Raw genomic sequence first — 22637 nt, forward strand, 5'->3', positions numbered from 1 at the left:
ACCGTACGGATCCCAGTTGGACAGGTCCTGGCCGGGGTCCGTACGGCAGTAGCCGCTCCGTGACAGCCTCTGCAGCACCGTGCGCCCCTCGTGCCCCCTTGAGGGTTGGCCTCGGTTGAGATCAGCTTTCCCTGTATGTACTGACAGGGGAGTTGAGGTCGGCCTTGGCCGACCCTTCTGGAGGGGGAACGATGGCGATCAAGGTTCTGCCCGCGTCGCCTGCGCAGGTCGAGTTGATCGACAAGGCCGTGACGCTGGGTGATCGCTACACAAAGACGCTGGGGCTGCTGACGCCTCCCGCGTATCGACAGGCGGCGGAGAACGGAGGGCTCCTGGTCGCCGTCGAAGCGGACGAAGTGATCGGCTACGCGCTGTTCGGGCTCCCCAAGAGGAGTGCCCATATACGTCTCGCCCACCTATGCGTTGCGGAGGAACAGCGCGGCCGGGGTATCGCACGACTGCTGGTGGAGGCCATCAAGCAGCGATATCCACAACGGCTCGGCATCAAGGCCAAATGCCGACGGGACTACGAACTCAGCGACATGTGGACGAGCCTGGGGTTCGTCCCGAACGGCGAGGTGCGCGGACGCGGCCGGGATGGAGAGATCCTCGACGGATGGTGGCTGGACCTCGGGCACCCTGACCTGTTCACGGAGGTGGAGAGCGACGCGCTGCTGGTGGTGACCGTCGACCACGGTGTCTTCGCCGATCTGCGCGGACTCGCGGAAACGGACGACGCGGAGGAGTCCCGCGCGCTGGAGGCGGGCTGGATGACGGACCTCGTCGAACTCGCCTACACGCCCCAACTGGTCCACCAGATCCGGGACGTCGGCGATACCGCCGAGCGTCAGCACCAGAGGGCAGCGCTCTACGGCCTACGCCAGCTCACCCCTGCCTCCGAGGCTGTGGCCGAACGAACGGCTGAATTGCTGAAGGCAGCCGCGGAGTCGCTTGCAGACCTCCCCGTCGACGCGACACTCCGACGCTGCCTGCACTACGTGGCCGAGACATCGTGCGCCGGCCTTCAAGTCCTGGCCACCCGGAACCCGCTCCTGTCCCGCCTTGCCGACGTGGCTTGGGAAGTCGCCCGTGTCCGCGTCGTGGCGCCCTCCACCGTGACGCTCCACGTGGACGAATTGCGGCAAGCCCAGGTGTATCGCCCCGCCGATCTGATGGGCACGGAGTTCCGGTCGAGCGAGGTGGCACCAGGTGGGGAGGACGAGCTGGTCGCCTTCTTCAACCAGTCGGGCGGCGACGACGGCTCGGCTTTCGCCGAGCGTCTTCGGTCGCTGACCGATGACACAGTCGTGTGGCGTCGAGAGCTGCTGAGGGACGGGCAGGGCCATCCGGTCGCCCTCTACGCATGGGCGTTGGACGGTCGGACTCTGATCGTCCCCGTACTGCGCACCGCAGGCCATCCGCTGGAAGAGACCCTGGCCAGGCAGCTTCTCTTCCTGCTGAAGCGCCATGGGCGCGACTGCGGGGCGGAGATCATGCGCATCAGCGACCCGCACCTCTCCGCTGTAGCCAAGGCTGCCGCTGGGGACGACGGCTTCTTCGAGCATGACGGCAAGTTCGTGGCCCTCCTGGTGAACGTGTGCGGTACGGCAGCCGAGGTGGAGGCGGTGGCCGGCGGACTCGCCCGCGAACTGACCGTGGAAGCGGCCTCACTTCACGCTGGGATGCCAGCCGAGGTGGCCTCTGTGGTGGAGCGCGCTTGGTGGCCGGCGAAGGTCATCGACTCGGAGCTGCCGTCCTTCCTGGTGCCGATTGAACCGCGCTGGTCCACTGAACTGTTCAACGTCCCGGCCATGCTGCTGCCTCGCAGCGACGTACTGGGGATCAGTCGGGAGCACGTCTACTACCGGTCTTCCGGGCACCGAGGCGAGAGCGTTCCCGCCCGTCTGCTTTGGTACGTCAGCAAGGGCACTGCAGGTATGGACGGCCAGATGGTGGTGGGCAGTTCACGTCTCGACGAGGTGCTCATCGACACACCTGACACCCTCTTCTCGAAATTCGAACACCTGGGCGTATATGGTCGGGGTGAGGTTAAAGCAGCCGCTGACGCCTCGGGCCGAGCCATGGCGCTGAGGTTCTCGGATGCCGAGATCTTCCCCAAGCCGGTGACGCTGCGGCGATTGACCTCCCTCACCAAGGAGCTGGGACTACCGTTGTCGCTGATCTCGCTGTCGAAGATCAGTAACGAGCTGTTCCAGGCGGTCTACAAAGAGGGGCACCGAACGACGTGAACGATCCGGAACGCGCGATGCTGCTGTCCGTCCACCCGCGCTTCGCCACCGCGATCCTGGTCGGCAGTAAGACGGTGGAGGTCCGCCGCCAACGCGTCGCCGCGCCTCCCGGAACCCCAGTTCTGCTCTACGCGACCGCGCCCACCATGGCCCTGGTGGGCATGGCGCGCATTGCCGCGGTACATGTCGCCTCTCCCAAGGAGGTCTGGTTGGCTCACCGCAGCCAGACGGGGATCACCAGGCGGGAGTACGACGCCTACATGAATGGTGCGACCCAGGCGAGTGGTCTGACGCTGGAGGATCCGGTTTCCTTTGACGAACCGGTGACACTCGGGGCATTGCGGGCCGCGGGGACGTTCCACCCTCCCCAGAGTTACCGCTACATGAAGGGCGATGACCTTCGTCAGGTGGCGGTTGCAGGACCGGTCGTAGGCACCGCTCTTCGTGAGGTGCTGGGAGACCTGGTGCCTGCGTAAGGTCGCGGTCGGAGTCCTGCGCGCTCGGAGATTCTGGTGCGGGACTTGCCGTACGTGATCAGCCGAAGAGCAGCGTCGCCCAAGGCTGAGCCGGAACAACGCCGCCGTGGTGTGAGCACGCACCTCGCCGACCGATTGAAGTGGACGGCCATCCATCGGCGCAGTGAGCAGGCGACGGCATCTCGACCCGTCTGACTTCGGTGGGCGCCCGTTCTATCCGGGAGGCAGCGGCGGCGAAATCGGCCCCGAAGCATTCTCGGTGATCGAGAACAACGCGTGCTGCCTGCCCGGCCAAGTCCCGCTTCTCGGAGTACGCGCTGGATATGTCCAGCTCGGTCGCGGAGGTGGCGTCGAGGCTTCCCAGGTCGTCGGGGAACTCGGTCCCGAGCTGCAGGATGCTGATGTTCGGGTCGCCGGCGAACACCAGGGGAATCCGGACGGCGCGGGCCTTGTCGCTCAGGGCCAGTGCCTGGGTCCGGTGTGGCTGGCACATGGACTCGTGCTCATCGTCCTTCCATCCGTTCCAGATGCCGACACCGAGGCCGGTGAACACGGCCACGGTGACGAGGGCGACCACAGTAAGGATGGCCCGTCGCTCCCGTTCCGCCCGCTGTCTTGCTCTCTCGGCCCGAGCCCTCGCCTCCTGTGCGGCGGCTTCGCGCTCTGCTCCAGTGGCATGGTGTCGGCAGCCCTTCCCGATCTCCGGCGGGAGCTTGCATGGCGACCCCTTCTTCGTGGGGCGACCACAGCGCGCTGCCGCTCGGCGCCTGCGGGAACGGTCGTACCTGGTGGGCATGCCGGGCATTGTGAACTACCCGGCCACACCGGCGCCGCGCAACCGGCCCTTTGCGTAAGCGACTTGGTTGCCATTTGCTCGACCTGTGGTGCGGGTCACACGAAATGCGTCTCGCCATTTGAGACGAACGAGGATTGGGTGGCGCAAGGTGATGTCCGGGGGTCCTGGGTGCGGCTGTTCGGCCCCGACTTAGGGCACACAGAGGGCACGGAACCCCCAAATTGGACTAGACAACAAACAAACCCCAGGCCGCTGACCTGGGGTTTCATCGTGGAGCGGGTGACGAGAATCGAACTCGCGCTCTCAGCTTGGGAAGCTGATGTTCTACCATTAAACTACACCCGCGTAAGACGCCGGTCGGTGCCGGTGTCGGAACGCGTCGTCACTTTACCTCATGTCGGGCCCCGCGTGCTGAAGGCGCGGGGTCCGGGTGCGTTGGGGGGTGGGGATGGGGCTGCGGGTGGCGGGAGTTGGGGCGTACGGTGGGGGCGTGGAAGAGGGTCCGGGTGGGCCTCCGTCGGGATCGGAGTGCCGCCTGGAGGGCCGTCCCTTTCATCCCGTAATGTGGCTTTCGTCGTCAGGTCATCAGCCAGACGCGGCTCTTGGGGAAGGGACTCTTGGACTTGATGGAGCGCACCGTCGTCCGTTGTGCCGATGGGCACGTGTTCAGCACCGCTTCGTTCCCGATGCAGCAGGCCGAGCGCCTCGGCCCCGGCCGGCTCATCCGCTGCCCTCGTTGCGCCCGGCTGCGCAGCGTCGTCCCGGTGGCGTTGGAGAAGCGGTAGCGGCAGCAGTTGTCGTAGCGGTAGCAGGGCCGGTGGTAGTGGTAGCAGTCGCGGCAGCCGGTGTGTTGTCGTAGTCGACGGGCGCGCGGGGCTCCTCCTGGTTGGAGGGGGTCCGCGCGTCTTGCGTATCCTCGGGGCGTGCTTCTCTCAGACAAGGACATCCGGGCCGAGATCGACGCCGGTCGGGTGCGGATCGACCCGTACGACGAATCCATGGTGCAGCCGTCGAGTGTCGACGTGCGTCTCGACCGCTTTTTCCGGGTGTTCGAGAACCACCGCTATCCCCATATCGACCCCTCCATCGAACAGTCGGATCTCACTCGGCTCGTCGAGCCTGAGGGGGACGAGCCGTTCATCCTTCACCCCGGTGAGTTCGTGCTCGCCTCCACCTACGAGGTCATCTCCCTTCCCGATGATCTTGCTTCCCGGCTCGAAGGGAAGAGTTCGCTCGGGCGGCTCGGGCTCGTCACGCACTCCACGGCGGGGTTCATCGATCCGGGTTTCTCCGGGCATGTGACTCTCGAACTGTCCAATCTCGCCACTCTGCCCATCAAGCTCTGGCCCGGAATGAAGATCGGGCAGCTCTGCCTGTTCAAGCTCAGTTCGCCGGCCGAATTCCCTTACGGCAGTGAGCGGTACGGGTCCCGTTACCAGGGGCAGCGCGGGCCCACCGCCTCCCGTTCCTTCCTGAACTTCCACAGGACGCAGGTGTGAAGGCATGAGCGGGATCCGCGAGAACCTGACCTACGAGGCGTTCGGCGCCGCCGTGCGTGAGCTCGCGCAGACCATCGCCGACGACGGGTACGAGCCCGACATCGTGCTCTCCATCGCCCGGGGTGGCGTTTTTGTGGCCGGTGGGCTCGCCTACGCCCTCGACTGCAAGAACATCCATCTGGTGAATGTCGAGTTCTATACGGGGGTGGGGACGACTCTCGAAATGCCCGTCATGCTCGCTCCCGTCCCCAATGCCATCGACTTCTCCGACAAGAAAGTCCTCATCACGGACGACGTGGCCGATACGGGTAAGACGCTCAAGCTCGTTCATGACTTCTGCGTCGGCGCCGTGGCCGAGGTGCGGTCCGCCGTGATCTATGAGAAGTCCCAGTCCCTCGTGAAGTGCGACTACGTGTGGAAGCGGACCGATGAGTGGATCAATTTTCCGTGGAGTGTCCTGCCTCCGGTACATAAGTCGGGAGAAGCGGCAAAGCCGAACATGGAAGCGCTCTGACCTGCGCGTGCTTCGCAGTTCGTGATGCACGAGGGCCCCTCGACAGATCGTCCGGGGGCCCTCGTGCTGTCCACGATGGTGGCCGACCTCCCTCGGTCCGCTCCGGACGGCCCGGCTACCGCTCCGACTGCGGCGGCTGCAATGACGATCCCGTCTGACGGCCGGCGATGGCTGCGGCGAGTGCCAGTAGGGCTTCGACCTGTGCGGCCCGGGCACGGTCTTCATACGAGGCCAGCTTTCCGAGCTTCATCGATGCCAATAGATCGCTCGCGGCTTGGGCGTGTTGTTCGTAGCTGGCCATGCGGAACTCCCCAGTGAGTTGGGTTGGTCGTGGGAGCGGAAACCGTACTACGTCGAGTGACAGCGGTAACGACAGCGGTAACGAGTGAGGGGCTCCCGGCAGAACGCCGGGAGCCCCTCACTCGTTACCGCTCGCATCCGCCCCTAGAACGTGCCCAGCTTGATGATCGACAGGATCGCGATCAGCTGGATCGCCGAGGCGCCGAGAGCCTTCGGCCACGGCAGGTCGTGGGACTTGGAGACCATCAGGGTGAGCAGGGCGCCCGCCGCGACCCATGTGGCCCAGCCGAGGATCTGGACGAACGAGGCGTCGCCGCCCGCGAACATCGCCACCACCAGGCGGGGCGCGTCCGTGAGGGACATGATCAGCATGGAGAGGCCGACCGTGGGCTGCCACGCGCCGTCGCCGCCGAGCTGGCGGGCCAGGGTGTGGGTTACCACGCCCAGGACGAAGGTGCTGACCACCATCGCCACGGCGGTGATCAGAACGATCGGCACCGCGTTCGAGAGCGTGGCCTTTATGGCGTCCTCGCGGGCCGTGTCGAAGCCGAACACCGCGAGCAGGCCGTAGAGGAAGGTCACGATGAGGGCGGGGGCCCACATCGCGTAGTCCCGCATGACGAGGAAGGTCCGGCTCGGGCTGGTGACGATGCCCTTCAGCAGTTCCTTCCAGGGGAGGCGAGGACCCGCCGGCGGGGCAGGGGCCTGGCCGGCGCGGTAGGCGTCGCTCTGGGTGTACGGGTCTTCGCCGACCGAGAACATCTGGGTGTGGCCGGGGTTGTTCGCCGCGTACGGGTCGGCGCCGGGGCCGCCGCCGTGGGGGTGTCCGCCGTCGTCGCCGAAGTACTCCGGCTCGCCGTGGTTCCCATGACCCCCGTGCGTGCCGTAGCCCGGCCGGGTGCCGCCACCCTGCGTCTGCGGCCAGCCCGGACGACCGCCGCCCTGGCCGCCGTACGGCGGTTGCGGGGGCGTCTGGGCGTAGCCGTACGACGGGCCGCCGCGCTGCGGGGCCTGCTGTCCGTGCGGGGGGTTTTGCGGTCGCGCTTGAGGAGCGCCGTTGTCCCGGCCGCGTCCGATCCTGAATCCAGCCACGTCATCGAACGTACCTGGTCCGGCGCGACCGCGTGCCGGACCGGGGCCAACCGGCCCGGCTTTGCGGCCGAGCTGTGACATCCCCTAAGGGACCGTCAGGGAGTAAGCAGGGGGTAAGTAGGTGGTAAATAGGGGGTTGTCGGTGGTTCGTCAGAGGTTCGCCGGATGACCGTCAGTCGATCGCCAGTCGATCGCCAGTCGATCGTCAGCGGCTCGTCAGTGGCTCGCCAGGGTTTTGCCGTACGACAAGGCCGTTGACGGGGACGGGAGGCCGAGCTTCGCGGGGGTGAGGGCGTAGGACGTGGCCGAGGAGAGCTTCGGGAAGAGCCAGACCCCGCCCGACTTCGCGTTCTCGCCGGGGGCGCCGACCGTCGCGTCGGGGATGCCGTCGCCGTCGTAGTCGCCCGTCGCCACGGCCGTGCCGAAGGCGTCGCCGGTCTCCGCGACGCCGGGGACGCGCGGGGTGTCCTGGTTGTACGCGACGCTCGTGGCCTCGCCGAAGGGGTCGACGAGCCCGGTCTTGCTGCTCAGCAGCAGGGTGGCGGCGCCCGCGGCCTTGCGGGTGCCGATGGCCTCGCCGGGGGCGCCCGCGATCAGGTCGTCGCGGCCGTCGCGGTTCCAGTCCAGTACGGCCAGCGAGGCGCCGAAGCGGTCGCCGTCCTCGGCGCGGCCGTACACGCCGACCGTGTCCTGGTTGAGGGTCTGGGAGCGAGAGCCGAAGGAGCTCTTGGCGCCGTACAGGACGTGGATGCCGCCGCCCTTCGCGTACTCCTCCGGGCCGCACGGGTCGTCGATGTTCTCGTCGGCGATCTCGCGGCACTCGCCGAGGGCCAGGTCGTCCAGGCCGTCGCCGTCGAAGTCGCCGGTGGCGAGGGCGGAGGCGGCGCCGTTGTCCGAGTTCCAGGTGTTGGCCATGGTCCGGTCGGCCGGGTCCCAGGCCCACAGCCGCACGTGCGACTGGGTGTAGGGGGCGTTCACCGTGTGGTACGCGATCGCCAGGTCGTCCGTGCCGTCGGCGGTGAAGTCGCCGGTGGCGAGGAGCGGGGCGCGGCCGCCCATGGGGGTGTCGACGACCGTGGTGACGACGACGTCCTCTCCGCCGTCGACGACTGCGATGAGGACGACCTTATCCCGGCCGCCGATCACGATGTCCCGGCCGCCGTCGCCGGTCAGGTCCGCCGCGGCGACCGACAGGCCGTACGCGGCGGAGGCGGACGGGCCGGTGAGGACGTTCGAGCCCGGGCCGGGCCGGCCCTTCGTGGCGCTCTTCGAGCCGCCCACCGCGACGACCACGCCCGCGTCCGTGTGGCCGTTCACGTCCTCGCCGGGGGCGCCGACGAGCAGCTCCGCCACACCGTCGCCGTTCGTGTCGGCGAGGGCCACGGCGGCGCCGAAACGGTCGCCCGCCTCCGGGGTGCCGGGGATCTCGGGGGTGGCCTGGCTGACCCGGATGCCGCCGTGGGCGCCGATGCCCTTGGGGCCGCCCCACAGGACGTGCACGTAACCGGCCTTCGCCTTGCCGCCGACGGCGGCGTCGGGGACGCCGACGGCCAGGTCCGCGTACCCGTCCGCGTTGAAGTCGCTGGTGACGGGGGTGGGTTGGGGACCGGCGGCGGTCGCGGTGGGCGCGAGGGCCAGCCCGGCAGTGGTGGCCGCGACCACGGTGGCGGCGAGGGCGTACGTCCGTATGGTCCGTCTGTGCACGAGGGCTCCAGGTGGGTGGCCGAGCGGGAGCCGAAACTGCGGCTCTGTTCGTTCACCTGTGTGACACCTGGAGGGCGTGCGGGGTTGTGCGGTCCCGTCGGTGGTTCCTCGGTGGTTCCTCGGTGGTTCCTCGGTGGTTCGTCGGTGGTTCGTCGGTTGCTCCGTGGGCGTTACGCCCAGAACTCGCTCTCCTTCTCCAGGTCCTCCTGGCACTCGTCGATGTCGGTGACCTTGTCCCCGACGATCCGGAAGATCAGGCAGCCGTTCTGCTCGATCTGCTTGCCGCCTCGCTCGGCCGTGTAGCGGTGCACGGACACGGCGTGGCCGCGGCCGTCGACGCACACGTTCTGCAGCTCGACGCTGAACGTGCCGTTCGTCTCCGAGAAGAGCCGCTGGTACAGGTCGATCATCGCGTCCTGGCCCTTGTAGTCGCCGGACAGCAGATGGTCGCCGGGTACGTGGTGTGTGCAGTCGCCCGCGAAGAGGGTGCGCAGGTTGTCCATGTCGCCGCGGGTGAAGAGCTCGTAGCCCTTGCGGACGAGAGCGGCGTGGGGATGTTCAGCCATGACGATCGCCGGCTTTCCGTGGTTTCGGGGTCCCGGGGGCCCAAGGTTTGGGTGTATTGGGCTGATAGGGGAGATTATCCGCCGTTGTCGGGGGCGTGGCCAACGCGCGTATGGCTGCGCGGCGGACGGGCGGCCCTGGCGGCCTGGAAGGTGCGGAGTGCGGAGTGCGGAGTGCGGAGTACAACGGGGGAGCCGAGTACGACGATGACTGATGTGACAGACATGACTGATGTGACAGACGTGATTGATGCGACTGACGTGATTGATGCTGCTGACGTGGCTGACCTGGCAGATGTGACTGACATGGCTGACTACCGGGTCGCCCTCTGCGAGCAGAACTCCAACCGCTTCCTGGTCTACGGCCGCACCGAGACGGCCTGGAACAACACCACCGCCGACTGGGTCTTCGACCCGGGCAACAGCCGTACGCCCTGGAACAACCCCTTCGAGATCCGTTTCCGGAAGGTCGGCTCGGCGACGTACGCCTTCATGACGGCCGGGCAGCCCGGGAACGGGCGGGCGGGCGCGGTGAAGGTGATGGGGAACGGCAGCCGCCTCGGGTACCGGCATCTGTGCTGGCAGGCGAGCATCCCGACCTACCCGCACAGCATCGAGCACATCCCCGGCAGGAACGTGGTCGTCGTGGCGTGCTCGCACGGTCGTGGTCAGAAGGTCGGGGAGATCCGGGTGTACGGGCCGAGCGGCTCCGGGTGGGGCGCGACCCCTGTGCAGATCATCAACGGCGCGGCCCTGGGGAAGCTGGTCGAGCCGCACGGGGTGTTGTGGGACGACCAGGCGAACGTGCTGCGGGTGATCGGCGGCCCGGTGCTGCGGACGTACGAGGTGCGGGGCCGTGGCCGGGCCGCCCGGCTGCGGAAGGTGGGCGCCGACATCGACCTGCGCCGCGACGACGACGGCGCGGTACGGGCGGGCAAGCACTACGGCCATGACGTCCAGCCGGACTACTCGGACGCGGGCCGGTTGGTGATCACGGACTCGAACGGGGTGTACGCGGTGGACCGCCGTACGCGCCGGAAGACGGATCTGCGGGTCGGGGGCGAGTTCGCGCTGGTCAAGTCGTTCGTCATCCATCCGTCGGGCCAGTGGATGTGGACGCGTGACGTGACGGCGAGCGACAGCGTCTATGGCGGCGAGGTCGTGCGCTTCTCGACGGGCGGGGACCGGAGGAAGTCGTTGGCCCAGATCTACAAGGCGCGGATCGTGACTACGCGGTTCCACTGAGGGGGTTGCGGCGGGTGGGCGGAAGCGGTCGGTGGAAGCCCGCCTGGAGGGTGTGGAGGGTGACCGTGCCTCCGCCGAGCATCTCGGCCTTCTGGCGGAGCCGGGCCACGGCTGCCTGGGTCGGGCGGCCGTACACGTCGATGGATCTCATGCGGACGAGCGCGCCGAACGCGCGGAACTTCGGGCCGCCGAGTTCCAGGTGGAGTTCCAGGGAGGCGGAGTCGGGGTGGACGGCCACCGTGGTCATCGTGGACTCGGACTCGTCGATGTAGAAGCGGTAGGCGATGAGCTGGGGCTCGCGGGCCTCGATGAACGTGGCCAGGTCGTGCATACCGCTCTTGACCTGGGCGAGCTTGCCGTCGCGGATGTCGGAGCGGTCGATGTAGTAGAGGGGTTCCGCCATGGTGCCTGAACTTATCGTCGGGAGGTTGTTCGGTCCGCTCGACGCACGGTGGTTCTAGGGCTCTCCGTCGGCCACCGAGTCCAGGTACTGGCGCGCAGTTGCCGCAGGAGTCAGTCGGGCTTCGACGTCGTACCCAGTTCGCACCAGACGTACTTCCCGTACGAGCCGTTGACCGCGAACCACCCCCAGTCGTCCGCGTACGCGTCGATCAGGTGCAGGCCTCGGCCGGATTCGGTCGGGTCGGGGTGGGGGTTGATCGTCGGGGGTGTCGGGTCGGAGTCCCAGGCGCCGAGGCGGAAGGAGGGGCCGGACTGTCTGATCTTCAGGGACGCCGGGCCGGCTGTGTGGCGGATGGCGTTGCCGAGGAGTTCGGAGGCCAGTAGCTCCGCCGGGTCGAGGAGGGCGGGGAGGCCGTGGGTGGTGAGGATGTCGCGGAGGGCTCGGCGGCAGATGCCTACGGCTCGGGGGTCGTGGGGGATGTGGAGGGTGTACTCCCAGTCGGGCCGGTTCCGCATGTCGGTCTCCCGGTGGTGCGCAGGGGTGGGGGCGCTGTGGTGGTGCCGGGCGGTGGCTCTGTCGCGCCCGCCTTGGCAGGGCGGTGCGGTGCGCTTCCGGGGCCCCGGGGTGTCGCAGCGTGTGCGTCGCGTCACTGAAGGTAGGGGTGATGTATCACCCCGGTCAAGCTGAACTGGGATACTGGTGTCCCCAACTGCCGGGAGAGAAGGGCCTTATGCCAGCGAGGAGCATCGTCACCGTGCGCCAGCAACGCCTGGGTGCGGAACTGCGCAAGCTCCGGGAGAGGGCCGGGCTGACCGCCAGGGAAGCGGCCAAGGCGGCGGGCATCGCGGAGAGCAAGATCTCCATGACTGAGGCCGGCCGGGTCGGGGTGAGCGCGGAACGGCTGCGGCACCTGGCCAGTCAATACGCGTGCGACGATCCCGCGCTCGTCGACGCTCTGGTGGCCATGGCGACCGAGCGCGGGCGGGGCTGGTGGGAGGAGTACCGGGGGCGGGTGCCGTCGGGATACCTCGATCTGGCCGAGCTGGAGCACCATGCCGCGCACTTGACCAACTTCGAGTGCGTGCACATCCCGGGGCTGCTCCAGACCGAGGGGCAGGTGCGCGCGATCTTCGGGGCTTCGGTGCCGAAGCTGTCCGAGGAGGAGATCGAGACGCGGGTGGAGTTCAGGCTGCGCCGTCGGCAGGCTCTCGGGGGGATGCGGTACCTGGCGTTGATCCACGAAGCCGCGCTGCGGATCCGGGTGGCGGACCGCAAGGTGGCGCGGGATCAGTTGTCGTGGCTTCTGGAACGCGAAGTCGCCGTGCGTGTCGTGCCGTTCGACGTGGACGGCTTCGCCGGCGTCGCCGATCCGGTGGTGTACGCGGGCGGACCCGTTCGGGAGTTGGACACCGTCATGGTGGACAGCCAGCACGGCAGTGCTTTCCTGGACGCGGAGGCGCAACTCGCGCGCTATCGGGAGGTTCTCCGCAAGGTGGAGTCGGCCGCGTTGGGGGTCGTAGAGTCCCGGGAGCTGATTCACGGACTCGTACGCGAATGGTGAGAGGGCAGAGAATGGCGGACGGCATAACGTGGCAGAAGTCCTCGTTCTCCAGCGGCGGTGAGGCGGCCAACTGCCTCGAAGTCGCCGCCCCGGAAGCAGGCCGTGCGCTCCTCCGCGAAAGCGATGACCCGGCCACGGTCATAGCCCCCACCCCCACCGGCCTCGCCGCCCTCATACGCCATCTGAGCCGCTGACCGTGACCGTCCGGCTCTCGGCGGCAGCCACCCCCACCGCCCCCGCACTCACCCTCCGCCCCTGGCGGCCCGACGACGCGGCGGCGCTCGTGGTCGCTCATCGGGATCCCGGTATGCGCCGCTGGTTGGTCACGCATCTGGACAGTGAGGACGACGCTCGGCGGTGGGTCGACGAGCAGAGTGAGGGGTGGGCCAGTCGTACCCGGCTCGGTTTCGCCGTGCTCGAAGGCGCTGGTCGTCCCGTCGGGCATGTCGTGGTCAAGGTCGTGGAGTCATCGGGAGGCGTGGCCGAGGTCGGCTACTGGACCTCCGCCGAGGTCAGGGGGCGCGGGGTCGCTCCCCGTGCGTTGGATGCCGTGTCGGCCTGGGCGCTCGGGGGGCAGGGGCTGTTGCCCCTGGCCCGCCTCGAGTTGTTCCACGCCTCGGGGAATCTCGCGTCCTGCCGGGTCGCGGAGAAGAGCCGGTACGTGTTGCACTCCGTGCTACCGGCTCAGCCTCCGCACTTCAGGACGGAGGGACATCTGCATGTCCGCAGGTCTGCCGTCGTTCGTCGTTACTGAAGCATTCCCGCGACGATCTCCCCGTTCACCGACTCCACCCCCGCCGTCGTGACCCCCGACGCCGAACCCCGTAGCACCACCGACCCGTAGTTCGCCGTCACGTGCAGGTCCGCCTTGCCGTCTCCGTTCGTGTCGCGGAGGCGTACCGTGCCGCCGAAGGAGTCGTCGTCCAGGCCGCCGGGGACGCCCGGGGTGTTGCGGGCGAACCACTGGGAACCCTTGGCGGTGAGGCCGGACTTGGTGCCGTACAGGACGTGGACGGCGCCCGCGTACGGCTGGTTGCCCAGCCTCTCGCCGTACGCGCCGATCGCCAGGTCCCGGTAGCCGTCGCCGTTCACGTCGCCGGCGGAGACCGAGGCGCCGAAGGAGTCGTCCACCTCCGGGGTGTCCTTGATGTCCTTCGTGGCCTGGGTGAAGCGGGCCGACTGCGACGAGGGGCCCGAGGCGGCGCCGTACCAGACCGTCACCCGGCCCCGGTACTTGTCGTACAGCGGTGTGCCGATCGCGATGTCGCCGTAGCCGTCCTTGTCGAAGTCGGCGATCACGCCGTCGCCGCCGCGGTCGGCCTGGCCGCCGTTGCCCTTCACGGATTCGAGGCGGAGGGTCTTGCCGGGGTAGAGCTTCGCCTTGCCGCCCTTGATGAACCAGGCGTCGGAGGCGATGTATTTGTCGGTTACGACGTCGCCGATGATGACCAGGTCGGTCTTGCCGTCCTTGTCGACCTTGCCGGTGATGACGGCGGTGGAGTAGAAGGACGAGTTGTCCTTGTCCAGGACCGTCACCGAGCCCTTCACGCCCGACTTGCCGATCGAGCCCCGGTAGACGTACGTCTTGCTGTCGCGGACCAGGGCCAGGTCCTGCTTGCCGTCGCCGTTGAAGTCGCCCGTGGCGAGGTCGGTGGCCCGGCCGGAGACGCCCTTCGGGCCCTTGTCCGGGACGGTCGTGCCGCCGGAGAGGCCCTTCGCGCCGCCCCAGAGGACGGTCACCGTGCCGTTGTCCTTGTACTTGCCGACGTTCTCGCCGTTGGCCGAGACGGCGAGGTCGCCGTAGCCGTCGCCGTTGAAGTCGGCGGCCGTGCGGTACTCGCCGAAGAAGTCGTCGGTCTCGTCCGTGCCGGGGACGCCCGCGCCGGCCTGGTCGATGAACTGGGTCTTCGTGCCCGGGGCGCCGGTCGCCGTGCCGAAGGTGACGAGGATGCCGCCGCCCTTGCTGGCGCCCTCGGGGCCGTACGAGAAGGTCGCGTAGTCGCGGTATCCGTCGCCGTTGAAGTCGTCCGCGTACTCGGCGGGCGCGGCGGAGGCGGGGCCGATGGAGAGGGAGAGGGGGGTCACGGTCGCCGCGACCAGCGTGGCGGCGACCGTGGCGGTGCGGATTCTCATGAGGATCCTTGGAGGGGGGAGCCGAGTCGGTGGGCGGGCCAGGGGCTACTGCGCGATCGGTGCGCCGAAGCTGTACGACGTGTTCTTGAGGCCGACGTTCGCCGTCGAGATGCTCTTCGCGTTCGTCGTGGTCAGGCCCTTGGCGGTGCCGTTCAGGACGAAGAGCGCGCCCTTGGCGTCCTCGCCGGGGGCCCCGACGACGAGTTCGGCCTTGCCGTTCTTGTTGAGGTCGATCAGGCGGACGGCGCCGCCGAAGCCGTCCTGGCGCTCGGCGGTGCCGGGGACGCCCGCGGTGTCCTGGCTGTAGGTCTTGGCACCGGACGTGGTCAGACCGGAGGCCGAGCCGTACAGGACGGTGACCGTGCCGGCGAACGGCTTGCCGCTCCAGCCCTCGTCGGGGGCACCGACCGCGAGGTCGGCGTACTTGTCGCCGTTGATGTCGCCGATGCTGAGGGAGCGGCCGAAGCCGTCGCCCTCCTCGCCCGTGCCGGGGACGCCGGGGGTGTCCTGGTTGATGACCGTCGGCGTCTGGGTGAGGTCGGGGCCGCCCTTGCCGCCGTACCAGATCTCCACCTGGCCGCCGAGGTGGCCGGTACCGCCCTGGTTGGCCGGGTCGAAGTCCTGGGCGAGGACGAGGTCGCCGATGCCGTCGCCGTTGATGTCGCCGATGGTGACGGGGCCGCTGCCGCTGGCGGCGGGCATGTCGACGAGGACGTCCTCCTTGCTGTCGAACGTGCGGTACCTGATCTGGCCGCCGGGGTCGGACTCGGTCGTGTACGGGAACACCCGCTCGGCCGCCGCGTTCCCGGTGATGTCGCCCGCGGCGACCTCGAAGGGGCCGCCGTCGATGAAGCGCATGCTCGCCGCGGTGCCGTCGCTCTTCTTGAACGGGCCCTCGTACAGCCGGTTGTGGAGCATGCCGGTGACCGTGAGGTCGGGCGAGCCGTCGCCGTTGAAGTCGGCTGCGGCGAGGCCCTGGGAGTAGCCGGTCTCCGGGGTGATGGACGGCTGCGGGAGGGCCGTGCCGCCCTTCAGGCCCGAGGAGCCGCCCCACAGGACGGTGACCTGGCCGACGTGCTCCTTGCCGCCGAGGCCCTCGCCCGTCGCGCTGACCGCGAGGTCCGCGTAGCCGTCCTTGTTGAAGTCGGCGGAGGCCAGGGCGCTGCCGAAGTAGTCCCCGTCCTCGGCCGAACCGGCGACTCCGGTCGTGTTCTGCGTGATCACGCTCCGCTTGGCGGCCGATATGCCGGACGACGAGCCGTAGAGCACGACCACCGCGCCGGCGTTCGACGCGCTGCCGACATCGGTGGCGCTCGCGCCGACCGCGAGGTCGCGGTAGCCGTCGCCGTTGAAGTCGTCGGAGTACTTGGCGACGGCGGCGGTCGCGGGCGTGGCCAGGGCGAGCGGGGCCAGACCGGAGGCGAGCAGACCGGCGGCCATGAGGAACGGGCGAGTGCGCAAGGAGACTCCAGGAGAGGGAGGAGGGCCGCGTCGCGTGGGGCGCGGGCCCAACTGCCGTAAGACGTGAGCAACGTGCGAGCAGAAGACCGGTGGTGGTGGAGGAGGGTTGTACGGGAGGCGGGTGAACTTTTGGGGTCCCGGGTCACGGGACCCTGTGCCGGGACCCGTGTGCTGGGTCCGTGTGCCGGGACCCGTGTGCCGGGTCCCGTGTGCCGCTGGGGCGCGGGACGTCCTAACCCGCCAGATCCGAGCCGAACGCCCCGTGCTGATTGGTGGAGAGTCCGACCCCCGTGGGGCCGAAGCTCTGTGACCCGGTCGTCGAGTAGAGGGCGTCCTTGGCGCCGGGCAGGTGCCATGCGGCGCCCGCCTCGTTCTCCTGGGCGGCGATCGCCGTCAGGTCGGCGTGACCGTCCCCGTCGACGTCGGACGCGAGCAGGGTCGCGCCGAAGGCGTCGAGCGCCTCCAGGTCGCCCGGTACCCCGGGGCTGTCCTGGGTCAGCAGCACCGCGCCGGTCCTGGCCACCCCGGAGGACGAACCCCGCAGCAGGGTGATCGTGCCCGCGGAGGAGATGTAGTGGGTGTCGTCCCCGAAGGACTCGCCGGGTGCTCCGACCGCGAGGTCCGCGTAGCCGTCCTTGTCGAGGTCGCCGACCGCGACGGCCGCACCGAACTGGTCGATGTGCTCGGAGGAGTCCGGCACCCCCGAGCTGTTCTGGGTGAGGGTGGTACGGCGGTCGGCGCTCGGGCCCGACGACGTCCCGTAGATGACGCTGATCTCGCCGCCCCTGGAGCCGGACGGGTCGACGTCGTCGTCCAGCGGGTTGCCGATGACGATGTCGCCGTAGCCGTCCTTGTCGAGGTCGCCGATCGCCGCCGTCGTGCCGGCCCGGAGTTTCGCGCCCTTGCTCAGACCGCTCGACGTGCCCTTGTAGTAGACGGCGGCGGCGAGGCGGTCGCCGTCGGGCTGCAGGCCGGTGACGACCAGGTCGGCTTTGGCGTTCTTGTCGACCCGGCCCGCGGTGAGGGAGGGCCGGTCGACGCCGGGGGAGTACGAGGTCACGGCGCCGGTGCTGCCGGACTTGGTGAACGGGCCGCGGACCAGGCGGATCCGGTCGGTCGGGGAGCCCGACGAGCTCTGCGCGGAGATCGCGAGGTCCGGCTTGCCGTCACCGGTGAAGTCGGCCGCGGCGACACTCATGCCGAAGTAGCTTCCGTACTGCGGCGCGGGGTTCTTCACCGTCGTACCGCCGGAGAGACCGGACTTGGAGCCCCAGACGATGACGACGGTGCCGGAGTCCTTCTTGCTGCCCGCGTCCTCGTGCCGCGCGCCGACGACGAGATCGCTGTAGCCGTCCCGGTTGAGGTCGGCGGTGGCGAGCTGCTCGCCGAACTGGTCGCCCTTCTCGGCGGTGTCGGGGATTCCGGCGGTGTTCTGGCTGATGACGGTCCGTGTGGTGGGGTTCAGGCCGCTCGCGGAGCCGTAGACGACGGCGACCTGCCCCGCGTAGGTCTTGCCGTTGACCGTCGTGTCGGACGCGGAGATCGCGACGTCGCGGTAGCCGTCGCCGTTGAAGTCCCCCTGGAGACCGGAAGGCGCGGCGGAGGCGGGGCCGGCCAGGACCAGCGGAGTCAGGCCCGCGGCCAGGAGGGCGGCGAGGGCCGTGGTGGTGCCGAGAGGGCGCTTCATGACGGTGGGCTCCGGATCGTGTGGACGCGGGAGGAATCGGTCCGCCGGTACGGCGGGGAGGGGTCAGTCCGCCAGTACAGCGGGGGAGGGGTCAGTCCGCCAGTACGGCGGGGGAGGAGTCAGTCCGCCGGTACGGCGGGGAGGAATCGATTCGTCGGTACGGCGGGGAGGAGTCAGTCCGCCGGTACGGCGGAGAAGTACGCGCGGTCGCCCAGGCCGAGGTCCAGGCCGAGGTCCAGGCCGAGGTCCAGGCCGAGGTCCGCGACCGTCAGCATGCCGGAACCGGTGCCGGTCGGGCCCGCCGGGGTGTCGGGGAGGAGGTGGAGGCGGCCGGCGCCGGGGCTGCCGAAAGGGGGAGAGGGGTCACCCCCGCCGCCAGCAGGGCGGCGAGGGCCGTTGCCGTCGTGTGCTTGCCTCGCATGGAGTTGTGTCGTCCTCAGCCGTGGGAATGGAGCCGATCGCGCTGAGCCGAGTGCCGCTCAGCCGCCCAGCACCGCCCCGAACCCCGGCGCCCCCGACGTCGAGACGCCCACCGCCGACGGCCCGAACGACTTCGCGCCGGAGGCGGTCGCCGACTTCAGCCACCACACCGCGCCGTCGCCCGAGTTCTCCCCGGGGGCGGTCACGGTCAGGTCGGCCCTGGCGTCCTTCGTCGTGTCGGCGAGGAGGACGCGGGCGCCGAAGCGGTCGCCGGACTCGGAGGAGCCGGGGACGCCGGACGTGGACTGGGAGAGCACCGTGGCGCCCGTCGTCGTCAGGCCGCTCGCCGAGCCGTACAGCACGGTCACCGCGCCGGCGGCGGAGGACTCGCCGGGGGCGCCGACGACCAGGTCCGCGTAGCCGTCGTTGTTCACGTCCCCGAGGGACACCCCGGTGCCGAAGGCGTCGCCCGACTTCGCCGTGCCGGGGACGCCCGACGTGGCCTGGGTGTACGTGACCTCCTTGCCGGTGGAGTCGTCCACGCCGTCGGTCACCGACTGGCCGTACACCACCGTCACCTCGCCGCCGAGGGCGCCGGACGCGTCGGCCGACGTCTCGCGGTGGTTGCCGACCACGACGTCCGCGTTGCCGTCGCCGTTCACATCGGCCACGGACGAGACATGACCGCCGGGGATGTACTCCAGCCAGTAGCTGTAGTCGCCGTTGCCCACGGCCGTGAGCGCGTCGTCGGTGCCCTTGGCGCGGCCGTGGATGACGAGGCTGTCCGTGCCGTCGTTCTGGATGTCGCCGGCCGACAGGTACTCGACGCCGTACGACGCGTCGAACGGCTGCGGCGCGTACGCCAGGGCCGTGCCGCTGCCGCCCGCGAAGTCGCCGGTCTTCGCGAACGGGCCGTCGGTCAGGCGCAGGTTGAACTTGCCGGTGCCGCCCACCGCCACGTCCTGGTCGCCGTCGCCGTCGAAGTCACCGGCGGTCAGGGCCTGGCCGTAGCGGTCGGTGTCGTCGGAGCCGTCGTTGGTCAGGGTGCGGGCGCCGGAGAGGCCGGACGCGCTGCCCCAGACGATCACCACCGTGCCGTCGTTCGTGTCGATCGCCGTGTCCTCGCCGGGGGCCCCGACGACCAGGTCCGCGTAGCCGTCCGTGTTCAGGTCGGCCGAGGTCAGCGCCGTACCGAAGGCGTCGCCCGCCTCCGCGCCGCCCGGGACACCGGACGTGTTCTGGGTGAGGAGCTTGTACTTCGACGTGCCGGGGCCCGTCGAGCCGCCGTAGACGACGGAGACGGCTCCGGCCTTCGACTTGCCGCCGACCGTCGCGGCCGGGGCGCCGATCGCCAGGTCCCGGTAGCCGTCGCCGTTGAAGTCGTACGGGGCGGCCGCGTCCGCCGCGTGGGCGAGAGGGGCCGTCAGGGTGAGGGGGGCCACGACGACGGCGAGGAGGGTCGCGGCCGTCGTGGCGGTACGGATGCGCATAGCGGTTATCGAGTCCTCAAGTGCTCGTGAACAGAGGGGAGTTACTGGGCGATGGGCCAGCCGAAATTGACCTCGCCGCGGAGGCCGAAGGCGCCCGCCGAGATGCTCTTCGCGCCCTTCGTGGTCAGGCCCTTCGCCGTGCCGCGCAGAACCCAGACGGCGCCCTTGGCGTCGTTCTCGCCCTCGGCGGTCGCGACCAGGTCGGCCTTGCCGTTCTTGTCGAGGTCGACCAGGCGGACGGCCGTGCCGAACCAGTCCTGGGACTCGGCGGTGCCCGGCACCCCGGCCGTGGCCTGCGTGTACGACGTGGCGCCGGCCGTGGTCAGGCCGGCGACGGAGCCGTACAGGACGGTCACCGAGCCCGTGTTCCTCTTGCCGCCGACGTCCTCGTTCTGGGCGCCGACCGCGACGTCCGCGTAACCGTCGCCGTTGATGTCGCCGACGCTCACCGCGCAGCCGAAGCAGTCGTCGCCCTCGCCCTTGCCGGGCACCCCGCCCGTGTCCTGGTGGATGGTGACCGGCGTCTGCGTCGGGTCGGGGCCGGTCGGGCCGCCGTACCAGACGTTGATCTCGCCGCCCTTGTGCGCGCCCTTGTAGATGTTGCCGAGGACCAGGTCGCCGTAGCCGTCGCCGTTGACGTCGCCGATCGCGCCCTGGTCGCCGTCGGCGGTGGGCAGGTCGGTCGTCTCGTACGCCGTGCCGGTCCAGCGGAGGTAGCCGATCGCGCCGCCCTCGTCGCCGGTCACGCCGACCGGGTAGAGCCGCTCGGCCGCGCCGTCACCGCTCAGGTCGCCCGCGAAGACGGTCTGCGTGGAGCCGAGTTCGTCGATGTCGTACTCACGGGCCGGGGCTCCCGTGCGCTTCCAGGGGCCGTCGAAGACGCGGGTGGTCGGCCGGCTGGTGACCGTCAGGTCGGTGTCGCCGTCGCCGTCGAAGTCGGCCGCCGCGAGGCCGATGGCGTAGCCGCCCCCCTCGGAGACCCAGTCCGGCTGCGGCACGCGTGCGCCGCCGGACAGGCCGGACTTGCCGCCCCACAGGATCGTGGCGGTACCGACGCCGTGATAGTCACCGAGGCCCTCGTTCGGGGCGCTGACGACGAGGTCCGCGTATCCGTCCCTGTCGAGGTCGCCCGAGGCCAGCGAGGCGCCGAACTGGTCCAGCTCCTCGGCCACGCCCGGCACGCCGGGCGAGTTCTGCGTGATCACGGACCGCTTGCCCGCCGACAGGCCCGACGACGAGCCGTACAGCACGACCACCGCACCGGCGGTGATCTTGCCGTCCACCATGGTGTTGGAGGCACCGATCGCGACATCGCGGTAGCCGTCGCCGTTGAAGTCGTCGGCGTGTTTGGCGGGGGCGGCCGAGGCGGGCGTGGTGAGCGTCAGCGGGGTCAGGCCCGCGACGAGGAGGGCGGCGAGCGCCGCGGCGGTACGGATGCGCACGGTGGGGCTCCAGATGCCGGAGGGGAAGGAGGGCCCGCACCCTTGCCGAGTGCGGGCCCAACTCATGAGTGCTGTACGTCAGTTGGCGGCATTGCCGCCGAACAGCGGGGCCGCGTCCGTCGAGACGCCGACCGAGGACGCCGACAGGGAGCGCGAGCCGGCCGTGGTGATCTTCGTGCCGTTGGAGGGCAGGTAGGTCACCGAGCCGTTGCCGCTGTTCTCGCCGTACGCGCCGACCGTCAGGTCCGCCTTGCCGTCGCCCGTGACGTCGGTGAGCTTCACCTCGGTGCCGAAGAAGTCGTCCTTCTCGTCAGAGTCGGGGACGCCTGCCGTGGACTGGGAGAGGTACTGGTAGCCGGAGGTGGTGTTCAGGCCGGAGGCCGAGCCGTAGAGGACCGTCACCGCGCCCGCGTTGACGACGCCGCCGAGGTTCTCGCCGGCCGAGGCCACGACCAGGTCCTGGAAACCGTCGCCGTTGATGTCACCGAGCGACAGGTCGTTGCCGAAGAAGTCGCCGCGCTCGGAGGAACCGGGGACATTGCCGGTGTTCTGGGTGACGGACGTGGCCCCGGCCGGGCCGGAGGCGGAGCCGTGGATGATGTGGACCTTGCCGCCGGTGGCGGACTCCGGCACGGACGGCTCGCTGCCGTCCTTGGACGGGTCCCACTCCTCGCCGGTCACGATGTCGCCGAAGCCGTCGCCGTTGACGTCACCGATGCCGGTGACGATGCCGGGCTTCAGCTTCTGCGCGGAGGTGACCTTCAGACCGGAGGCGGTGCCGGGCACGTAGTAGTTGGCGTTCCAGCCGTAGTCGCTGTCCGTCTCGTAGCCGTCGACGATCAGGTCGGTCTTCTTGTCGCCGTTGACGTCGCCCGCGGTGAGGTTGATCGGGCCCGCGCCGTTGCCGGACATGATCGGCGGCTTGACGGTGTAGCTGCCGCCCGCCGTGCCGGACTTGGTGATGCCGCCCTTGAACACGTGGATCGTGCTCGTGGTGGCGCCGACCGCGAGGTCCTCCGTGCCGTCGCCGTCGAAGTCGCCCGAGGCCAGGGACTTGCCCCACTTGTCGTGGGAGGAGGGCGCCGGGTCGTTGAGCGTGGTGGCGCCGGACAGACCGCTCGCCGAGCCCCACACGATCAGGACCGTGCCCCCGTCCGTGTCGCCGGAGACGTCCTCCAGGTACGCGGAGACGGCGAGGTCGTCGTAGCCGTCGCCGTTGTAGTCGCCGTACGCGCTGAGCCAGCCGAAGCCGTCGTTCGTCTCGGCGCTGCCGGGCACGCCGGCCGTGTTCTGGCTGATCGTGGTGCGCTTCGACGAGGTCACACCGTTCGCCGAGCCGTACAGGGCGACGATCTGACCGGCGCCCTTCTTGCCGCCGACGGTGGCCGCTCCGGCCGCGTACGCGACATCGCCGTATCCGTCGTTGTTGAAGTCGGCCACCGGGTGGTGGACCGAGTCGGCCGCCGTGGCTGTAGCGGCCGTGAAGGTGAGCAGCCCGCCCGTCAGCGCGGCCGCGGAGGCCGTCGCGAGGGCGAGTCGCAAATGCTTGTGCATGCGGGAATCTCCTGCGGCATGCGGGACGCCTGGCAGACGTCCACAGTC

General features: G+C 69.6%; 22 protein-coding genes and 1 tRNA gene. 9 read left to right on the forward strand and 14 right to left on the reverse strand.

The features are described from left to right. Positions 1 to 191: 191 nt before the first annotated feature. Together SGFS_RS31585 and SGFS_RS31590 are read left to right on the forward strand one after the other, a co-directional pair. Positions 192 to 2249, forward strand: a complete 2058-nt coding sequence (locus tag SGFS_RS31585; protein ID WP_286255310.1) for a GNAT family N-acetyltransferase — start codon at positions 192 to 194, stop codon at positions 2247 to 2249. After that, on the forward strand, positions 2246 to 2725 hold the full coding sequence (locus tag SGFS_RS31590; RefSeq protein ID WP_286255311.1) for an ASCH domain-containing protein: 480 nt from the start codon (positions 2246 to 2248) through the stop codon (positions 2723 to 2725). The genes SGFS_RS31585 and SGFS_RS31590 overlap by 4 nt, the downstream gene beginning before the upstream one ends. A gap of 58 nt (positions 2726 to 2783) precedes the next feature. Here the strand turns inward: SGFS_RS31590 and SGFS_RS31595 are convergent, their stop codons facing one another. Together SGFS_RS31595 and SGFS_RS31600 are read right to left on the reverse strand one after the other, a co-directional pair. After that, positions 2784 to 3302 (reverse strand): hypothetical protein, encoded by a 519-nt coding sequence (locus tag SGFS_RS31595; RefSeq protein ID WP_286255312.1) that lies wholly within the window; start codon positions 3300 to 3302, stop codon positions 2784 to 2786. A 490-nt stretch (positions 3303 to 3792) separates the two neighbouring features. After that, positions 3793 to 3866 (reverse strand) — tRNA-Gly (locus tag SGFS_RS31600). Positions 3867 to 4183: 317 nt separating this feature from the next. Here SGFS_RS31600 and SGFS_RS31605 point away from each other — a divergent pair. The 3 genes from SGFS_RS31605 (at position 4184) to SGFS_RS31615 (ending at position 5534) form a co-directional block, all read left to right on the forward strand. Beyond that, positions 4184 to 4306: a hypothetical protein gene (locus SGFS_RS31605; protein ID WP_258540036.1), complete on the forward strand. Its 123-nt coding sequence runs from the start codon at positions 4184 to 4186 to the stop codon at positions 4304 to 4306. A gap of 138 nt (positions 4307 to 4444) precedes the next feature. Next, a complete protein-coding gene (dcd, locus tag SGFS_RS31610) occupies positions 4445 to 5020 on the forward strand; it encodes a dCTP deaminase (RefSeq protein ID WP_286255313.1) in 576 nt (191 codons plus the stop codon). A 4-nt stretch (positions 5021 to 5024) separates the two neighbouring features. Beyond that, complete coding sequence (locus SGFS_RS31615; protein WP_286255315.1) at positions 5025 to 5534, forward strand: phosphoribosyltransferase; 510 nt, start codon at positions 5025 to 5027, stop codon at positions 5532 to 5534. A gap of 115 nt (positions 5535 to 5649) precedes the next feature. On the opposite strand, the gene SGFS_RS31620 is transcribed toward SGFS_RS31615, so the two are convergent. From SGFS_RS31620 to SGFS_RS31635, 4 genes are all read right to left on the reverse strand, one after another. After that, complete coding sequence (locus SGFS_RS31620) at positions 5650 to 5835, reverse strand: hypothetical protein (protein ID WP_286255317.1); 186 nt, start codon at positions 5833 to 5835, stop codon at positions 5650 to 5652. A 143-nt stretch (positions 5836 to 5978) separates the two neighbouring features. Further along, positions 5979 to 7007 (reverse strand): Yip1 family protein, encoded by a 1029-nt coding sequence (locus SGFS_RS31625; RefSeq protein WP_286255319.1) that lies wholly within the window; start codon positions 7005 to 7007, stop codon positions 5979 to 5981. A 135-nt stretch (positions 7008 to 7142) separates the two neighbouring features. Further along, positions 7143 to 8630, reverse strand: coding sequence for an FG-GAP repeat protein (locus SGFS_RS31630; protein WP_286255321.1), 1488 nt, complete (start codon positions 8628 to 8630; stop codon positions 7143 to 7145). A 170-nt stretch (positions 8631 to 8800) separates the two neighbouring features. Beyond that, on the reverse strand, positions 8801 to 9196 hold the full coding sequence (locus SGFS_RS31635; protein WP_286255323.1) for a nuclear transport factor 2 family protein: 396 nt from the start codon (positions 9194 to 9196) through the stop codon (positions 8801 to 8803). Positions 9197 to 9499: 303 nt separating this feature from the next. Here SGFS_RS31635 and SGFS_RS31640 point away from each other — a divergent pair, with 303 nt between their 5' ends. Continuing rightward, positions 9500 to 10438, forward strand: a complete 939-nt coding sequence (locus SGFS_RS31640; protein WP_286255324.1) for a hypothetical protein — start codon at positions 9500 to 9502, stop codon at positions 10436 to 10438. On the opposite strand, the gene SGFS_RS31645 is transcribed toward SGFS_RS31640, so the two are convergent. Together SGFS_RS31645 and SGFS_RS31650 are read right to left on the reverse strand one after the other, a co-directional pair. Beyond that, positions 10422 to 10841 carry a hypothetical protein gene (locus tag SGFS_RS31645; RefSeq protein ID WP_286255326.1) on the reverse strand — a complete coding sequence of 140 codons (420 nt, stop codon included), beginning with the start codon at positions 10839 to 10841 and terminating at the stop codon, positions 10422 to 10424. The genes SGFS_RS31640 and SGFS_RS31645 overlap by 17 nt on opposite strands. A 110-nt stretch (positions 10842 to 10951) precedes the next feature. After that, positions 10952 to 11356 (reverse strand): ATP-binding protein, encoded by a 405-nt coding sequence (locus SGFS_RS31650; RefSeq protein ID WP_286255328.1) that lies wholly within the window; start codon positions 11354 to 11356, stop codon positions 10952 to 10954. Between the two features lie 239 nt (positions 11357 to 11595). On the opposite strand from SGFS_RS31650, the gene SGFS_RS31655 reads away from it, so the two are divergent. From SGFS_RS31655 to SGFS_RS31665, 3 genes are read left to right on the forward strand one after another with little or no spacing between them, the layout of a single operon-like run. Next, the gene (locus tag SGFS_RS31655) at positions 11596 to 12402 is read left to right on the forward strand and encodes a helix-turn-helix domain-containing protein (RefSeq protein WP_350284028.1); all 807 of its coding nucleotides are present in this window, start codon (positions 11596 to 11598) and stop codon (positions 12400 to 12402) included. A gap of 11 nt (positions 12403 to 12413) precedes the next feature. Beyond that, positions 12414 to 12596: a DUF397 domain-containing protein gene (locus SGFS_RS31660; protein WP_286255331.1), complete on the forward strand. Its 183-nt coding sequence runs from the start codon at positions 12414 to 12416 to the stop codon at positions 12594 to 12596. A gap of 2 nt (positions 12597 to 12598) precedes the next feature. Continuing rightward, positions 12599 to 13156: a GNAT family N-acetyltransferase gene (locus SGFS_RS31665; protein ID WP_350284029.1), complete on the forward strand. Its 558-nt coding sequence runs from the start codon at positions 12599 to 12601 to the stop codon at positions 13154 to 13156. Here SGFS_RS31665 and SGFS_RS31670 read toward each other — a convergent pair. The 6 genes from SGFS_RS31670 to SGFS_RS31695 all read right to left on the reverse strand — a co-directional run bounded on the left by SGFS_RS31670 (position 13150) and on the right by SGFS_RS31695 (position 22589). Then, entirely contained in the window at positions 13150 to 14535 is a 1386-nt protein-coding gene (locus SGFS_RS31670) for an FG-GAP and VCBS repeat-containing protein (RefSeq protein ID WP_286255333.1), read from the reverse strand. The two genes, SGFS_RS31665 and SGFS_RS31670, sit on opposite strands and share 7 nt — an antisense overlap. A gap of 45 nt (positions 14536 to 14580) precedes the next feature. Then, a complete protein-coding gene (locus SGFS_RS31675; protein WP_286255335.1) occupies positions 14581 to 15996 on the reverse strand; it encodes an FG-GAP-like repeat-containing protein in 1416 nt (471 codons plus the stop codon). Positions 15997 to 16228: 232 nt separating this feature from the next. Further along, a complete protein-coding gene (locus tag SGFS_RS31680; RefSeq protein WP_286255337.1) occupies positions 16229 to 17683 on the reverse strand; it encodes an FG-GAP-like repeat-containing protein in 1455 nt (484 codons plus the stop codon). A gap of 479 nt (positions 17684 to 18162) precedes the next feature. Continuing rightward, entirely contained in the window at positions 18163 to 19593 is a 1431-nt protein-coding gene (locus SGFS_RS31685; RefSeq protein WP_286255339.1) for an FG-GAP-like repeat-containing protein, read from the reverse strand. Between the two features lie 41 nt (positions 19594 to 19634). Then, the gene (locus SGFS_RS31690) at positions 19635 to 21035 is read right to left on the reverse strand and encodes an FG-GAP-like repeat-containing protein (protein ID WP_286255341.1); all 1401 of its coding nucleotides are present in this window, start codon (positions 21033 to 21035) and stop codon (positions 19635 to 19637) included. A gap of 78 nt (positions 21036 to 21113) precedes the next feature. Next, positions 21114 to 22589, reverse strand: a complete 1476-nt coding sequence (locus SGFS_RS31695; RefSeq protein WP_286255344.1) for an FG-GAP and VCBS repeat-containing protein — start codon at positions 22587 to 22589, stop codon at positions 21114 to 21116. Positions 22590 to 22637: the final 48 nt, after the last annotated feature.

Origin of the sequence: Streptomyces graminofaciens, from assembly GCF_030294945.1 — a bacterium.
GTDB lineage: Bacteria > Actinomycetota > Actinomycetes > Streptomycetales > Streptomycetaceae > Streptomyces > Streptomyces graminofaciens.

Excerpts from the sequence above, each read along its gene's own strand:
- SGFS_RS31585 (WP_286255310.1), top strand. The coding sequence starts at position 192 with ATGGCGATCAAGGTTCTGCCCGCGTCGCCTGCGCAGGTCGAGTTGATC.
- SGFS_RS31615 (WP_286255315.1), top strand. The coding sequence starts at position 5,025 with ATGAGCGGGATCCGCGAGAACCTGACCTACGAGGCGTTCGGCGCCGCC.
- SGFS_RS31620 (WP_286255317.1), bottom strand. The coding sequence starts at position 5,835 with ATGGCCAGCTACGAACAACACGCCCAAGCCGCGAGCGATCTATTGGCA.
- SGFS_RS31625 (WP_286255319.1), bottom strand. The coding sequence starts at position 7,007 with ATGTCACAGCTCGGCCGCAAAGCCGGGCCGGTTGGCCCCGGTCCGGCA.
- SGFS_RS31635 (WP_286255323.1), bottom strand. The coding sequence starts at position 9,196 with ATGGCTGAACATCCCCACGCCGCTCTCGTCCGCAAGGGCTACGAGCTC.
- SGFS_RS31640 (WP_286255324.1), top strand. The coding sequence starts at position 9,500 with ATGGCTGACTACCGGGTCGCCCTCTGCGAGCAGAACTCCAACCGCTTC.
- SGFS_RS31645 (WP_286255326.1), bottom strand. The coding sequence starts at position 10,841 with ATGGCGGAACCCCTCTACTACATCGACCGCTCCGACATCCGCGACGGC.
- SGFS_RS31650 (WP_286255328.1), bottom strand. The coding sequence starts at position 11,356 with ATGCGGAACCGGCCCGACTGGGAGTACACCCTCCACATCCCCCACGAC.
- SGFS_RS31660 (WP_286255331.1), top strand. The coding sequence starts at position 12,414 with ATGGCGGACGGCATAACGTGGCAGAAGTCCTCGTTCTCCAGCGGCGGT.
- SGFS_RS31670 (WP_286255333.1), bottom strand. The coding sequence starts at position 14,535 with ATGAGAATCCGCACCGCCACGGTCGCCGCCACGCTGGTCGCGGCGACC.
- SGFS_RS31680 (WP_286255337.1), bottom strand. The coding sequence starts at position 17,683 with ATGAAGCGCCCTCTCGGCACCACCACGGCCCTCGCCGCCCTCCTGGCC.
- SGFS_RS31685 (WP_286255339.1), bottom strand. The coding sequence starts at position 19,593 with ATGCGCATCCGTACCGCCACGACGGCCGCGACCCTCCTCGCCGTCGTC.
- SGFS_RS31695 (WP_286255344.1), bottom strand. The coding sequence starts at position 22,589 with ATGCACAAGCATTTGCGACTCGCCCTCGCGACGGCCTCCGCGGCCGCG.